Source organism: Panacibacter microcysteis, assembly GCF_015831355.1.
Lineage (GTDB): Bacteria > Bacteroidota > Bacteroidia > Chitinophagales > Chitinophagaceae > Panacibacter > Panacibacter microcysteis.
This window is the reverse complement of record NZ_JADWYR010000001.1, coordinates 237,482-251,953: the sequence shown is the minus strand read 5'-3', so window position 1 is coordinate 251,953 and position 14,472 is coordinate 237,482. Positions and strand designations below refer to the sequence as shown.

The following is a 14,472-nucleotide window of genomic DNA, read 5'->3' as shown; positions in this document are numbered from 1 at the left end:
AGCCGGGCTTAATTAAATATTATGTGCCCGGCTTTTGTATTGTATGGCATCACCTGTTGCGTCGCACTCTTGTACTGAAGAGCTGTATTCATCAGCCCCGGTTACAACGGTGCATGTTCTTTCATACATTACTTTTTAGTGCGCATTGCTTTTATTTTTTTTACAGAATGGTCTTTCAAAAATTGTTGGTAAGCTTTTGTTTCAATACCATACAAAGCAATTTTACCTTCTTTGTCTGCATGTACACCAAAACCGAAGCGTTTGGTAAGCGGAGATGCTCTCATACACGGCTGGCCTTTTGAAAAAAACAACACCCTTGCATTTTTATATTCAGCTTTGGTCAGGTCGTTTTTCATGGCATACACTGTAAACAAAACATCGTCAGATGTAAACCTGTAAGGGTTTTTGGCAATAAGGTCGTATTGCATTTGAGCAATTGTTTTTGTATCACCTCTTGCTTTGGGTATTTGGCTTACCTGTGCAGGACAGTCTTCTGCAACTTCTATAAAGGTGTCAACATAATTTGTTGTATGTATTTTGTTTTCTATACCCATACCCGGTTTGTTCATGCTAACGTACACAATTATTTTGCAGGATTATGTTTTACACAGGCTTCAATCTTCTCTAATAAATATTAATTTCATGCACATATATAAGCACAACAATTTGCCACATGAAAAAAAGAAACCTTGCACTATTGGCTGCATTATGTTTTGCAGCCTGTAATAATAACACGGGTACAATAGCAAAAGATGTAAACCCGTCTTTTGTTTTAAGTAATGCAGATACGGTGTTGTTTAACTCTTTTGTTGATTGTAACATGGCCGAAGCGTGGATAGGAGATACCTTCAGAATTTTCCCCGGTAAGTATGGAGAAGATACGCTGTGGGGAAATGCACACGACCTGCGTTTTGCAGACGGGCACAATGCGGCAGAAGCTTTTGCTGCAGATTCAACAGGTTTTCATATGCCACTTTTACCACCCGTAGCCAAAAGAGGAGACACTGGTTTCCATGGTGCCATGTGGTTTGAAACCGTGTACCAGAGTGATAAAGATCAGTCAGGCAAAACATTATACGCGGTTTACCACAACGAGAACTACCCGCAAAACCTGCCTTACGACAGTGCAACAGGGCAGGGGTATAAAAACTACCTGTGGCCACAGGGTTTGCAGGGCACCACTTCACCTGCGGCGGTGTGCCGTATAGGTATAGCCAAATCAACAGACGGCGGGCATAGCTGGCAAAACAAAGGATTGTTTATTGAAGATCTGCAGCCCCGGATGATCTTGAAACCACACAATACTTCCAACACATTTGCCGGCGGTGTCGGGGATCCATCGGCCGTAAGGTCGGGCGATTACCTGTACCTTTTCTTTGGTGAATACAGCTACCCGCAGGTATATGATTCTGCCACTTATAACAGGCAGACAGAATGGAGTGGTCAATGCATCAGCGTTGCACGTATAGCGCTAAACGATCTTGATAACCCGCAGGGAAAAGCGCAGCGCTGGGATGGCACAAACTTTAATGCGCCGTGGAACGGCGCCGGTAAACCCGTTGCAGCGTTGCAAATACCGATGGATAAGGGTGGCAGTGCGGCTTCTTCACCGGAGGGCGGTTTTCATTGGGGGCCTTCCGTAAGCTGGAACAATTACCTGGAATGTTGGGTGATGCTTATGGGGCATGTAACCGGGCCAAGCTGGGCAGGCAGCAGTATTTACATCTCTTTCAACAAAAACAAAGACTTTAGTGCGGGTAATAATGCGCAACAATGGACAACACCAAAGTTGCTGCTTGACAGGCCGGGTTATTTTCTCTGGTATCCTTCACTGCAGCCGCTCGATTCAGAAGAAGATATAAAAAATCATCATACCTGTATGAACCTGGGCAGGAAAGCCAGGTTATATGTAAAATATATAAAACCTGATAAAAGTATTTATGCTTCTGCACATATTATTGAGTTTAATAAATAGGTGTAACAGCAACAAATAAGCAGGTATGGTGGAAAAATAGTTGGGAAATCTGTGGTAAAGGAAAAAATGGTGTTTTTCACAGATTCACAACGGTTGATCTACAAAATATAAATCGTGTTTGGGTGGTTGAAAAAAGGACAATGCAATACTACGCCGCGCATTCCTTTCAAAAAATGTGATTTTTCACATATTCCGATGTGATTTTTCACACCGCGCAATGTGATTTTTCACCGCAGTTGTAATTGAATGGTGCAAAAGTGTTATAGCCTAATTTTGGCAAAAACACTACTTTATGGATTTCGACGCATTTGTGCACAGTGTAAAAGACAAGCAACTACCTGCTGGTCTTTCAGTCTGCTTAAACTCGTTGTGGTATGATGCTGCTGGAGACTGGGCTACAGCGCACAGCCTTGTTGACAGCCTTACCGACAGCAAGGCCTGCCTGGTGCATGCATATTTGCACAGGAAAGAAGGAGACACGTGGAATGCTGACTACTGGTACCGCAGGGCAAACAGTAAGAGGCCAGCTACTTCATTAGAAGAGGAATGGCGAACTATTGTACAGGCGCTACTCTAGTATTATACATAACCGTAATAAATGCTTTGAGAATTTTATTTATTTGTAATGACAGTAAATTTTAGCAGGGAAAACATCTTACAGGTTGCCGGGGATATGTGGCAAAACCATCAGCAACACAAAGTATGGGCGTTTTTTGGAGAGATGGGTGCAGGCAAAACAACTTTTATACATGCGCTCTGTGACGTTTTGCAGGTGAAAGATGCAGTGAGCAGCCCCACATTTGCTATTGTTAATGAGTATAAAAGCGGGATGGCAGGTTCCATTTATCACATGGACTGGTACCGGCTGAAAGATGAAGAAGAGGCGATACAGGCAGGTATTGAAGATTGCCTTTTGAGCGGCCATTTGTGCCTGGTGGAATGGCCCGGTAAGGCACCCGGACTGTTGCCCGATGATACACTGCGTATCTACCTTTCGCTGGTAGATGAAAATACAAGAAGCATGTACACGGACACCGGAGATGCCCAAAGTTCCGAACGATAAAGTGCTTGCGACGCAACAGGCGATGCCACAGTGTTCTGCTGCTGGTACGATAAAATCTTTCTGTGAATAATTTTGTTTTAATTTTACTTAAACGGTAAATATCAAACCATTTCAATGGCTACATCAAAACCTATTGTAAGTACATCTTTCAGCTACGAGACGTTAGAAGAAACATTAGACATAAAATCAAAGCGTGCAAGCCTGCATATTGGTTTGCCGAAAGAAACGGCTTTCCAGGAAAACCGTGTGGCGCTTATACCTGATGCCGTGGGTGTACTGGTTGATAACGGACATGAAGTAATTGTGGAAACAAAAGCCGGTGAGGGAAGTAAATATACTGACAAGGATTTTAGTGATGCCGGTGCAAGAATTGCTTACGAAAAAGAAGAAGTTTATAAAGCGCCGATACTGATAAAAAGTGCGCCTGTTATAGAGCAGGATCTTCCGCACCTGCAGATGAACCAGACGATCATTTCTCCTATTCATCTTTCTGTTTTGAAGAAAACCATCATTGAACAAATGATGGCGAAGCGCATTACAGCTTTTGGATTTGAAAACCTGAAAGACGACAGCGGTACATACCCGATTGTGCGCAGTATGAGCGAGATTGCCGGCAGTGCCGTAATGCTGATTGCCGGCCAGTACCTGGGCAGCCCTAACAATGGTAAAGGTGTTTTGCTGGGTGGCATAAGTGGTATTCCGCCTACAAAAGTGATCATTATCGGCGCGGGGGTGGTTGGTGAGTTTGCCACCAGAACTGCACTAGCCATGGGTGCATCAGTAAAAGTGTTTGATAACAACGTTTACCGTTTAAAGCGCCTGCAGAATAACCTTGGTGTACGGGTATGGACCAGTGTACTGGAGCCACGTATACTTGCCAAACAATTAAAAACCTGCGAGGTTGCTGTAGGCGCACTGAGTAACGAAAATGGCCGCAGCCCGATTGTTGTAACAGAAGAAATGGTAATGGCTATGCGGCCTGGCAGCATCATTATTGATGTGAGCATAGACCGTGGTGGTTGTTTTGAAACCAGCGAGATAACAACACATCAGCACCCTACATTTGAAAAGCACGGAGTTATTCATTACTGTGTGCCCAATATACCGAGTGGTTTTGCAAGAACCGCCAGCCATGCAATCAGCAATGTATTGATGCCGCTTTTACTGGATGCCAGTGATGAAGGCGGTTTGGACGCTATGATATGGCACAACTTTAACCTGCGGCATGGCGTGTACATGTACAAGGGCCATCTTACCAATTTTTACATCAGTCAGCGTTTCGATTTAAAGTTTACCGATCTTAACCTGCTTATTGCAAGCAGGCGATAACATGTTTCAACTGTAATGATGTTGTGCTGGCATTTAGCCGGCCCGAATTAACTGCCCGTTTTTGCCCTTATAAATTTTATGCGGGTTCAGCACCTTATTTTGCCTTTTCAGCAGCCCTTTCTTCCGGCAGCTTTATATACATTATATCTTTTATGTATGTTTCGGTCATATACGTATTGATCAACAACTAACAGCTTATTCAAAGTTTCACTTACCTGTTTTATAATGCCTGTCATAAATCTAAAAAATACAACCATGAAAAAGTTTACGTTTATTGCTGCGCTTTTTATGTGCAGTTTTTCTGCCGCTTTTGCTACGATCATCAAAGTAAATGTTTCCGATTTCCAGTTTCAGCCTAAAACGGTGAATGCAAAAGTGATGGATACGATACAGTTTGTCTGGAAAAATGGTAACCATACCACTACTTCTGTAACTATTCCGGCCGGTGCAGTAGCATGGGACCGCATAATGGATTCTGCGCATAAAAGTTTCAGGTATGTACTGCGGGTGGCCGGTACGTATAAGTATAAATGCACCCCACATGGTGTAATAGGTATGAATGGTACCATTCGGGTAACAGCAGCGCTGAGCGCCGGACTGAGTGATATTACACTTAGTGGTAATGACCTGCAGGCACAGGTAAACTGGAAAACAAAAACAGCAGCAGATATTGCGTATTTTTCTGTAGAGCGCAGTACAGATGGCAACAGCTTCCGGGAAATTAAACGCATTCTGCCATCTGCTGGTAATGCATATAGTTACACAGATAATGATGCAAAAGAAAAATACGTGTATTACCAAGTAAAGATGGTTGATAAAAAAGGCAATGCAGAGTATTCGAACATATTAATGCAAACGCGCAATGTGAATGATGATAAACTGGTAACCAGTCTGAGCCCAAATCCGGTTTCAAAAGAAGGCCACCTGTTACTACAGTTTAGTGCCGGAGCAGAAGGAGCCATGCGTGTAAAGTTATTTACCCAAACCGGTAAACTGGTAAAAGAAGTTTCTATGTATGCCACAAAAGGAATCAACAACGGGCACTTACATATGGGAGGCATGCCTCCGGGTACGTATTATATTGTGTGTACCCTGGGTGCAAAAACAGAGAAACACACCATTATGATGAAATAGAGAACTATAAAAATGAAAAGCTGCCGGCGCAAAAAACCGGCAGCTTTTTTATTGCAATACCATTACGGTGTTGAGAGAAACAGTAAAAAATTTACTTAGATTTATTTCAAAATATTTGTATGCGTTTTCTGAAATGGCTGCTTGTTATAATATTAATATTGGGTATCATCTACCTCTTAGGCCCCAGCCCTGAAACACCGGAATATTCTTTGGCTATGCCTGCGGTACCTGCACAAAGCGCAACACTGGAACATTTTGTACGCAGCAATGAATCCGTGCATAAGCTTAAGCCCGGTAATGAAGCCCGGATCATATGGGCCAATGATTCACTAAAGCAAAAGACACCGTATGCCATTGTTTACCTGCATGGCTTTTCAGCATCGCCTGAAGAGGGCAACCCCATACATACCACCATTGCAAAAGAATATGGCTATAACCTTTACCTGGCAAGGCTTTCAGAGCATGGGCTCGATACGGCAGAACCGATGATCAACCTGACACCGCAATCGTACTGGGAATCTGCCAAACAGGCGCTTGCCATAGGCAGGCAACTTGGTGATAAAGTAATCATTATGGGTACATCTACCGGTGGCACAAATGCCTTGCAGCTTGCTGCTGCTTTTCCAAAAGATATAGATGCGCTCGTACTCATGAGCCCCAACGTGGCCATCTTTAACGACAAGGCATACCTGCTAAACAATCCCTGGGGTTTGCAGATTGCAAAAGCCATTACAGGTGATGATCATGTTACATCTTCCGATGACCGGGATATCTTCAAAGCCTACTGGTACCACCACTATCCTTTGCAGGCAGCGGTACAGTTGCAGGAACTGCTTGAAACGACCATGACCAAAGAAACATTTCAAAAGGTTACGCAGCCATTGCTCCTGCTTTACTACTACAAAGACTCCATACACCAGGATAGTGTGGTAAGTGTAGCTGCCATGCTTAAGATGTTTGACGAAGTGTCTTCTGTAAAAAAGGAGAAAAAAGCATTGCCAAATACCGGCGATCATGTGCTGGGCAGTTATATAAAATCAAAAGACCTGCGCAGTGTGCAACTTGCAATCGACGAATTTATGCAGCATACACTGGGTTTGCAGAAGCAACAGGATATTGTTATAGACAACAGCGTGCAATTGCGGCATTGATTTTTTTGTGAGCCCGGCTATAGTGGCTGTGGCATCGTCCCTTGCGTCGCACTCTTCAACTGTTGAAACTTTTTGAACAAATGCGCAGACCTGGGCATAAGTCCCCAGTTGTCATCTTCGGGTAGGAAAGATCTCCTGTTTTTCTGATACACATCTCTTATGCATGAGCGTTGGTTTGTTGCATGGCGCAGTTTAAACCGCGAACTGCAGCTGCCATAAAAGAGGAACCCTGAACCGAGCGTGGCAACAGGCGATGCCACCTGCGCCGCTGCCGGCTACATGATCCTTCATACTTATTGCTCCTGCCATTTTATTTGGTATTCTCTTTGTTATTTTCGCACAAATAAATTGTATGAAAAAGGTTTTATTGTTTTTGATGGTTGCTACCGTTATGGCATGCAACAACGGCGACCGGCAGACAAGTGCTCATGAAGATTCCACATCGCTGGTAAATGAACCGGCCGGTACATCTGCGGCAAATAACAACAATGCAGACACTTCAACTACGAATAATATTACACTGCCGGGCCAGGTATGTTTTCGCAGTGTTGTACAAAGAGATACCGTCTATATTAAACTAAACATTAAGGATACGCTTGTCTTTGGCGAACTTGAATACAATATGTATGAAAAAGATGATAACAAAGGCAAGTTTAAAGGGTTACTGGTCAATAACATTCTTACAGCTAACTATACATTCAGGTCAGAGGGAACCTTATCTGCAAGACAGGTAATGTTTAAACTCGATGGTGAAACCCTTACAGAAGGTTTTGGAGAGATGGTGGAAAAAGACAACCGTTTTGTGTTTAAAAATCCTTCAGAAGTGCAATTTACACAGGTATATAAAAGAATAGATTGTAAATAACATAATCTAAAATGATGCAAAGATTTTTGTTGTACCTGTTGTGTTGCGTAGCGTGGATATTGAATGCATCTGCGCAGGAGCCGGCATTCCAGGTTATTCCGTTAGGTGTAAAAGGCGGGCTTGATGAAAGTAATTTATCTGCCTATATGGTTGCTGCAGCCGGAACAACGGATTATATAGCTTTTGATGCAGGCACTTTGTATGCAGGCATTCAGCAGTCGGTTAATAACGGCTTATTCCCTGGCAGAAGCGTAACTACTGTGTTGAAGCAAAACATAAAGGGTTACTGTATTTCGCATGCGCACCTCGATCATCTTGCTGGGCTTATTATCAACTCGCCGGATGATACTGCAAAAAATATTTATGGCATGGATTATTGTCTCGATGTTTTAAAGAGCAATTATTTTACCTGGAAAAGCTGGGCAAATTTTACAGACGCCGGGGAAAAGCCTTTACTCAATAAATACCATTATGCATCCCTGCAGGAGGGGAAAGAAACACCACTCGCCGGTACAAATATGTTTGTAACAGCATATTCACTCAGCCATGGTAAACCTTTTGAAAGCACTGCTTTTCTCATCAGGCATGCAGATAATTATTTACTGTACCTGGGAGATACCGGGGCAGATACGATAGAGCATGCGCAAAACCTTTCTGTGTTGTGGAAAACTGTAGCTCCGCTGGTAGCGGCCGGCAAGCTGAAAGGTATTTTCATTGAAGTGTCTTACACAAATGCACAGCCGCTCAATAAATTATTTGGCCACCTTACGCCTGCTCTGCTTACCGCTGAGCTGCATACTTTAGCAGGCTATGCCGGCAGCGTGTATATGAAGCATTTGAATGTTGTTATTACACACATAAAACCTGCAGAAAACGCAGAGGCCATTATACAGAAAGAATTATCAGACGCGAATACAACGGGTGTACAATATTTGTTTCCTGAACAGGGGAGGGTGATGTTTTTTTGATTATAATAAATAAACGTAGAAGAGGTAAATCTTTCTGTTTAGTAGGGGTTAAAAAAAGAGGCTGTCCAAAATTTTCAGACAGCCTCTTTTATCTCTTTTACTAAATTACAGAATTACTAAAGTGCCAGATTGTGTGGTTGTTCGACTTATTACGCTGACAATGTAGGTGCCGGGTAGTAAATTTCCTACATTAATCGTTACGATGTTATTGTCCACATGTTTATATGACTGCATATATAATTGTTTTCCACTAAGCGAAGAAATTTTAATACTACATGTGCCCTTTATGCCCGTTAGCTTAATGGTTGTTACACCAAAGGATACCGGATTTGGAAACAGTGTTAGCTTGCTATTGTTTTGCAGAGATGTTGTCGAATTATCGGCAAAAATTACTTCTGGTACAGATTTGCCCGATGATGAACCTGAAAGTTTATAGACAGCAAAGCCACCGCGTGATTTTCCACTAATAACATTGAAACTTCCACCCGCCAGCACATTTCTCTCCGACTGATAAAGAGATCTGATATAGTTATTGGGCCCAGGATTAAATGGAAGCAATACAGTGCCTGTAGCTGTTCTTGTTGCGGCCATATATTGTCTCGTGTTTCCATTTAAAGTAGTAAAATATCCACCAGCAAAAACGGTGTCAGCAACCGCTGTAATCGCAAGTACACCACTATTTGCATTTGGATTCCACGAGGCAAGGGCATTGTTAGTAATGTTGTATGCTGCAAGATTATTGCGTATAGCAGTGCCATTATTTACAGAACTGAATGAACCTGCTACATACAGATTATTACCGCTTATTTTTAAAGCGTTCACAGTACTGTTTATGTTAGGATTAAAACCTGTCGCAATCCCTGTTGTTTTATTAAGTGATGCAAGTCTGTTGCGTAAAGTAGCGCCATTAACGGAGGTAAAACTGCCGCCAATATAAACACTGCTCGTACTTAAAGCTAAAGCATTTACTGACCCATTTGTATTTGGATTCCATGACTGAAGTGCAGCCGAAGCATTTATTGCAGCGGCATTGTTGCGGGAGGTATTTTTTACGGTTGTAAAGGTTCCGCCAAGATAAAGGATTGAGCTTGCGTTATCATACTCTAAAGCGTATACAGTACCCTGGGAAGCATTGTTTTGTACAACGGGGTCAAAGGCCGTTACTGATCCTGTTGTTGCGTTCACAGCAGAAAGACTTGTTCTCGCTACTCCTGCTATAGTATTGTAGTTACCTCCTACATATACATTGGTTCCATTGCGTAAAATTGCATAAATAGTTCCATTGGGAGAAGGATTCCACGAAGTTACCAGGCCTGTTGCAGAATCTATAGCGGCAAGATTTGTACGTGTAGCACCTTTACAGAAATCAAATTCACCTCCCAAAACAATGTCAGAACCATTTATTGTGAGAGTGCGGACTAAATAATTAGCGTTGGGGTTCCAGTTAACCAGCGTTGCGTTTACTGCATTTACAGCAGCGGCATTGTTTCTTGTTGCACCCTTGGCCTCGTCAAAGTATCCTCCAAGGTACACATTTGTTGAATCTGCGAATACGGTGTACAAGTCCGCATAGCTATAATTCCCAGCTCGTGATAATTGTGGATTCCATGTTTGTAAAGCACCCGTGTTCAATAGAAAGCAAGCGGCACCGGTATGTTGCTGACCATTAACGTTATCAAAAGAACCGACCGCAAAGATTCTATTATGATTTACAGCTATGTCATAAACGGTATAATCGGGCGTTGGATTCCATGAGTTCATCAAACCGGTGGTTTTTGATAAGGCACCAAGGTAATTTCTGGCGTTATATTTTGTAAAAGTAAAATAACCTCCGAGTAGTACATCCTTGTTGTTAAGGGCTATAGTGTACGGGTAATAATTCAGGTTAGGATTCCAGCTTTGAACTGCTGCGTTCAGGTCTGATATTTTTGCAACAAATCCGCGTAATGTAGTATTAGCTTTATCAAAATTTCCGCCGACATATACCATAGAATCGTTTGCGGCTACGGCGTAACAATCAGCGTAACTGCCCTGGCCATTCAAAGATAAATTCGGATTCCACCCGTTAATGGCACCTGTTGAAAGACGATAGGAGCAGACACCATTGCGTGTTACACCGTTAGCGGTATTAAAGGGTCCGGCTACATACAAATTTTTGCTATTCGCAGAAAGATCGTACACATAATAATCTAATATGGGATTCCATGCTGTTGCTATTCCGCTAGAACGTCTAAATAACCCCAGATAACTACGGTTAGCATAATTGCTATAATTAAAATAGCCAACGTAGGTGATGTCTGTGCCGTTTAGATAAATATCGTTTACAGTGCCATCAGGAGATGCATTAGTAGTTGCAATAGCGTTGTTTGTAACGTTTGCAGCGGCGAAGTTGTATCTTGTAAAGGTGCCGGCTTTGTCAAAATCCCCGCCAATATAGATGATCGTAGGTGTAGCCCACAAAGCACGGACTGACACCGAGGTACCCGTTCCGTTTCGTGAAAGGCTGATATTCATTGGGTCTAATACACCAGTAGAACTATTAAAGGCAGCTATCCCGTTTCTTGTAACACCATTAACCGTATTAAAATCGCCACCTATGAAAATTTTTCCTCCTGACGAAGTAATGTCGTAGACAATGTAGTCAATGGAGGGCGTCCAGTTTGTGTAGCTTCCCGTTGAATACCTTAGCATGCCTGCATACGTTTTGCTAACTTCTTTGAAGGCGCTAAAACTTCCGCCAACAAAAATATTAGTAGAAGAAGAGTCAAGTATCATTGAATTGACGGTAGAGTTTGCTGTTGGATTCCAGGATTGAAGAGTACTAGTTGAAATATTTGATGCTGCAACGTAGTTCCGAACAAGGCCACTTACGTTTGTGAAAGCACCACCAAAATATAAGACAGAACCATATTTACCTCCAATTTTAAAAACCGTGTTGTTGACATCTGGATTAAACCCGGTGATGTTGCCGTTGGAAATAACAACGCATCCAATACGATTACGTGTAATGCCACCAAGACTTGTAAATGATCCGCTTACATAGCAATTGGCACCATCCACAAAGAGATCATAAACCGTACTGTTAGCATTTGCCCAATTCAAAGATGCTCCGTTTGTAGTATTGAGTTTTGCTATATAACTTCTTCCAATACCAGCTAATGTAGTAAAACTCCCACCTACAAGAATATTTGCACCAGATAAAGCCAAATCCTGTACTGTGCTGTTTGCATCCGGATTCCATAGTGCGTCCAGTACGCCGGATGCATCAAACTTTGCGAGCCTGTTTCTTGTGGTTGTGCTATTTGCAAGGGTGAAGGTGCCGCCGGCATAGACATTGATTCCATCAAATAATATTTTGTATACGGCGCCATTTAGAGTCGCTGACCAGGTTTTATTACTGCCTGGATTAGCCGTATTCAATGCTCCAATATAACTTTTAGATGTACCATTTACGAAAGTAAAATTGCCGCCTATATATAGCGTTGTGCCCGTTAAAGCTATGCTTTTAACTTCTCCGTTTATTGAAGGTGCCCATGCTGTTATTACTTCAAATGCCGGTGATAACTTGGCAAGATATGCCTGGTTAACGCCACCGATTTGTGTAAATGAACCAGCAACATATAAATTACCACTCGCATCTTTTACAACATCGTTAATTTGTCCATTTGTAGCAGGAAATTTAATATCAGGATTACTATTAATGGTATTCAATTTTGCGCTATAAGGGCTATAATAACCTGTTTGTGAAAAGTTTCCTCCTATTAATATCGTATCATTAAGTATGGAAACTTTATTGACATTTGAGTTAAATCCTGCAAACCCACTTATTACATTTCCGTTAGTTTTTGATAAGGCGGCAAATCTATAAGCGTTTTTTCCTTTTATATTAGTAAATATTCCCCCGGCAAGTATGGACGTGTCTTTCAATGTTAGAGAGTAAACATATGAGTTTGCGGACGGATCCCATGTTTGTACAGCACCTGTTGACGAGTTTAATTTGGCGATATAATTTCTTGATGATCCGTTTACAGTAGTAAATGAACCTCCTATATACAAATTGGTTCCATCTTTTGCAATGGCATAAACAACTCCGTTAAGTACTGTGTTAAAAGCTATATCTATAGTCTTATCAGCTTTTATTTTCGCAAGATAGCTTCTTGTTTGGCCTCCAATTGCAGTAAAACTTCCGCCGATATACCATCCTCCTGAACCATCTCCAATAATACATTTCACTTCGCCATTTGCTGAAGGCATCGATTGATCGGGAATACCCGATCCAACTTTGATGCCTGACAAATAATCTGTACGAAAACCAAGTTTGGAAAAATAACCGCCTACATATAAAGAATCTCCTCTGGCAATAATTTTACTTACTGTACTATTTGCGTTAATTGAACCTTCCAGGATAGCCCCGGTCGTATTATTAACCCTTGTAAGGTAAGGTCGGTTTTTATTTGATATTCCTACTGTGGTAAAAGAACCGCCGATATAAATAGCAGTATCTATTGAAGCAAGTGTGTAGACTGTAGAATTAGGCGCCGGATTCCAGCCAAACAGGGCACCGGTACTCGTATTGACTGCTGCCGCGTTTTCACGGGATGTGCTATTTACGGTAGAGAATGAACCTCCGATGTATAATTTCGTATCTGCGCGAAGCAATGTCCTCACCTCACCATTCGTATTAGCGGTAAAACCAGGAACCACTAATCTGGAAGCATTTATTCGCGCAAGGTTGTTTTTTGCAACGCCGCCTATTTGAGAAAAGCTGCCCCCGATATACCAGCCGCCGGCGCCATCTGGTATTATAACTCTTACTATTCCGTTTGTTGATGGGAAATCTGTATTTGCTATGTCGGAGGTATCAGTTAACGCTGACACATAATTTGTTTGAAGGCCCGTTTGTGTGAACTGGCCTCCAATTAAGAGTGTGTCGCCTTTGCTTTCTATAGCATAAACGGTACTGTTTGGAGTAATAAATCCATTTTTTGCAACGCCTGTCGTTCTATTCAAAACGGCGAAATAAGCTTTGCTTTTTGTGCCGATAGTAGTAAATGAACCCCCTGCATATACATTGTTGACATCGGCGGAAATAGCGTATACATAACTATTTGCTGCCGGATTAAAACTTAAAGTACTGCCATTTGAGGTGTTAACAGCCCCGATGTAAGTTCTAGATACTCCGTTTATCGTTGTGAAAGTGCCCCCCACAAACAACTGAGTGCCATAGCGGAACAAGCTGTAGACTGAACCATTGACTACAACTGTAAAGGCGGGGTCTACGGTTTTATTTGGTAAAATATGCACAAGACTATTTGTATTTATCCCATCGTAACTGTATAAGGTACCCCCAATAAACCAACCGCCAGCTCCATCAGCAACTACGGTCCGCACAGTACCGTTAAATGCCGGGAAATCCATGTCGGGATAATCAGAAGATTTAGTAACAAGAGCCGAAGAGCCTGTCATAAGACCAACATAGTTAAACTGGCCGCCGATATAGTAGGTACCTGAATTTTTATGGACACTATAAACGGTTCCGTTTGTCGAACTCATTTTTTTTTCTATCGTTTGCGAATGAGCATATAAGTTTGCGAACATGGCAAACGCCAACTGCAGGTAAAATCTGGTGTTCATTTTTGTAAATTGAAGTGGAAGGAATGATTAGGTAAACAGATTAATTTTGGTAACTAAATCTACCATTTATTTACCTCAAATGCAAGAGTATTTGTTAGGAAACATACAGAAGACAAAAAATCAGTAGAAATACCTAAAAGCAGGCGAACCAGATTTTTTCAGCATCGGATATAATGTTAATCACAATTTCTAGTAAAGCTTGTGAAATAAAAAAAAGAGCCAGCTCTAGACAGAACCGGCCGTTGCTAACCTATGAAAAACACCAAATTTATTTCGAACTTTATTTTCAGTCTTCACTATTCGCTCATCAACAGTACAAAGTAACGACGTAAATGATCGCTGATAAATAGAAT

Annotated in this window: 10 protein-coding genes; 8 read left to right on the top strand and 2 right to left on the bottom strand. The window is 41.9% G+C overall.

The window, feature by feature from the left end; all coding sequences use genetic code 11:
- Window positions 1-128: 128 nt before the first annotated feature.
- The gene (locus I5907_RS01060; protein WP_231401923.1) at window positions 129-569 is read right to left on the bottom strand and encodes a DUF6157 family protein; all 441 of its coding nucleotides are present in this window, start codon (window positions 567-569) and stop codon (window positions 129-131) included.
- 104 nt (window positions 570-673) lie between these two features.
- On the opposite strand from I5907_RS01060, the gene I5907_RS01055 reads away from it, so the two are divergent.
- The 8 genes from I5907_RS01055 (at window position 674) to I5907_RS01020 (ending at window position 8,485) form a co-directional block, all read left to right on the top strand.
- Window positions 674-1,975: a hypothetical protein gene (locus I5907_RS01055; protein WP_196988899.1), complete on the top strand. Its 1,302-nt coding sequence runs from the start codon at window positions 674-676 to the stop codon at window positions 1,973-1,975.
- 292 nt (window positions 1,976-2,267) lie between these two features.
- The gene (locus tag I5907_RS01050) at window positions 2,268-2,552 is read left to right on the top strand and encodes a hypothetical protein (protein WP_196988898.1); all 285 of its coding nucleotides are present in this window, start codon (window positions 2,268-2,270) and stop codon (window positions 2,550-2,552) included.
- Window positions 2,553-2,600: 48 nt separating this feature from the next.
- Complete coding sequence (gene tsaE / locus I5907_RS01045; RefSeq protein WP_196988897.1) at window positions 2,601-3,038, top strand: tRNA (adenosine(37)-N6)-threonylcarbamoyltransferase complex ATPase subunit type 1 TsaE; 438 nt, start codon at window positions 2,601-2,603, stop codon at window positions 3,036-3,038.
- A gap of 114 nt (window positions 3,039-3,152) precedes the next feature.
- A complete protein-coding gene (locus tag I5907_RS01040) occupies window positions 3,153-4,367 on the top strand; it encodes an alanine dehydrogenase (RefSeq protein WP_196988896.1) in 1,215 nt (404 codons plus the stop codon).
- A 255-nt stretch (window positions 4,368-4,622) separates the two neighbouring features.
- A complete protein-coding gene (locus tag I5907_RS01035; protein WP_196988895.1) occupies window positions 4,623-5,501 on the top strand; it encodes a plastocyanin/azurin family copper-binding protein in 879 nt (292 codons plus the stop codon).
- 119 nt (window positions 5,502-5,620) lie between these two features.
- Entirely contained in the window at window positions 5,621-6,652 is a 1,032-nt protein-coding gene (locus tag I5907_RS01030; RefSeq protein WP_196988894.1) for an alpha/beta hydrolase, read from the top strand.
- A gap of 352 nt (window positions 6,653-7,004) precedes the next feature.
- Entirely contained in the window at window positions 7,005-7,517 is a 513-nt protein-coding gene (locus I5907_RS01025; RefSeq protein ID WP_196988893.1) for a hypothetical protein, read from the top strand.
- Between the two features lie 11 nt (window positions 7,518-7,528).
- Complete coding sequence (locus I5907_RS01020; protein WP_196988892.1) at window positions 7,529-8,485, top strand: MBL fold metallo-hydrolase; 957 nt, start codon at window positions 7,529-7,531, stop codon at window positions 8,483-8,485.
- Between the two features lie 105 nt (window positions 8,486-8,590).
- On the opposite strand, the gene I5907_RS01015 is transcribed toward I5907_RS01020, so the two are convergent.
- Window positions 8,591-14,119 carry a beta strand repeat-containing protein gene (locus I5907_RS01015; protein ID WP_196988891.1) on the bottom strand — a complete coding sequence of 1,843 codons (5,529 nt, stop codon included), beginning with the start codon at window positions 14,117-14,119 and terminating at the stop codon, window positions 8,591-8,593.
- Window positions 14,120-14,472 lie beyond the last annotated feature (353 nt).

Coding starts and splice junctions, on each gene's coding strand:
- I5907_RS01060 (WP_231401923.1), bottom strand. CDS start 569: ATGAACAAACCGGGTATGGGTATAGAAAACAAAATACATACAACAAAT.
- I5907_RS01055 (WP_196988899.1), top strand. CDS start 674: ATGAAAAAAAGAAACCTTGCACTATTGGCTGCATTATGTTTTGCAGCC.
- I5907_RS01050 (WP_196988898.1), top strand. CDS start 2,268: ATGGATTTCGACGCATTTGTGCACAGTGTAAAAGACAAGCAACTACCT.
- tsaE (WP_196988897.1), top strand. CDS start 2,601: ATGACAGTAAATTTTAGCAGGGAAAACATCTTACAGGTTGCCGGGGAT.
- I5907_RS01040 (WP_196988896.1), top strand. CDS start 3,153: ATGGCTACATCAAAACCTATTGTAAGTACATCTTTCAGCTACGAGACG.
- I5907_RS01035 (WP_196988895.1), top strand. CDS start 4,623: ATGAAAAAGTTTACGTTTATTGCTGCGCTTTTTATGTGCAGTTTTTCT.
- I5907_RS01030 (WP_196988894.1), top strand. CDS start 5,621: ATGCGTTTTCTGAAATGGCTGCTTGTTATAATATTAATATTGGGTATC.
- I5907_RS01025 (WP_196988893.1), top strand. CDS start 7,005: ATGAAAAAGGTTTTATTGTTTTTGATGGTTGCTACCGTTATGGCATGC.
- I5907_RS01020 (WP_196988892.1), top strand. CDS start 7,529: ATGATGCAAAGATTTTTGTTGTACCTGTTGTGTTGCGTAGCGTGGATA.
- I5907_RS01015 (WP_196988891.1), bottom strand. CDS start 14,119: ATGAACACCAGATTTTACCTGCAGTTGGCGTTTGCCATGTTCGCAAAC.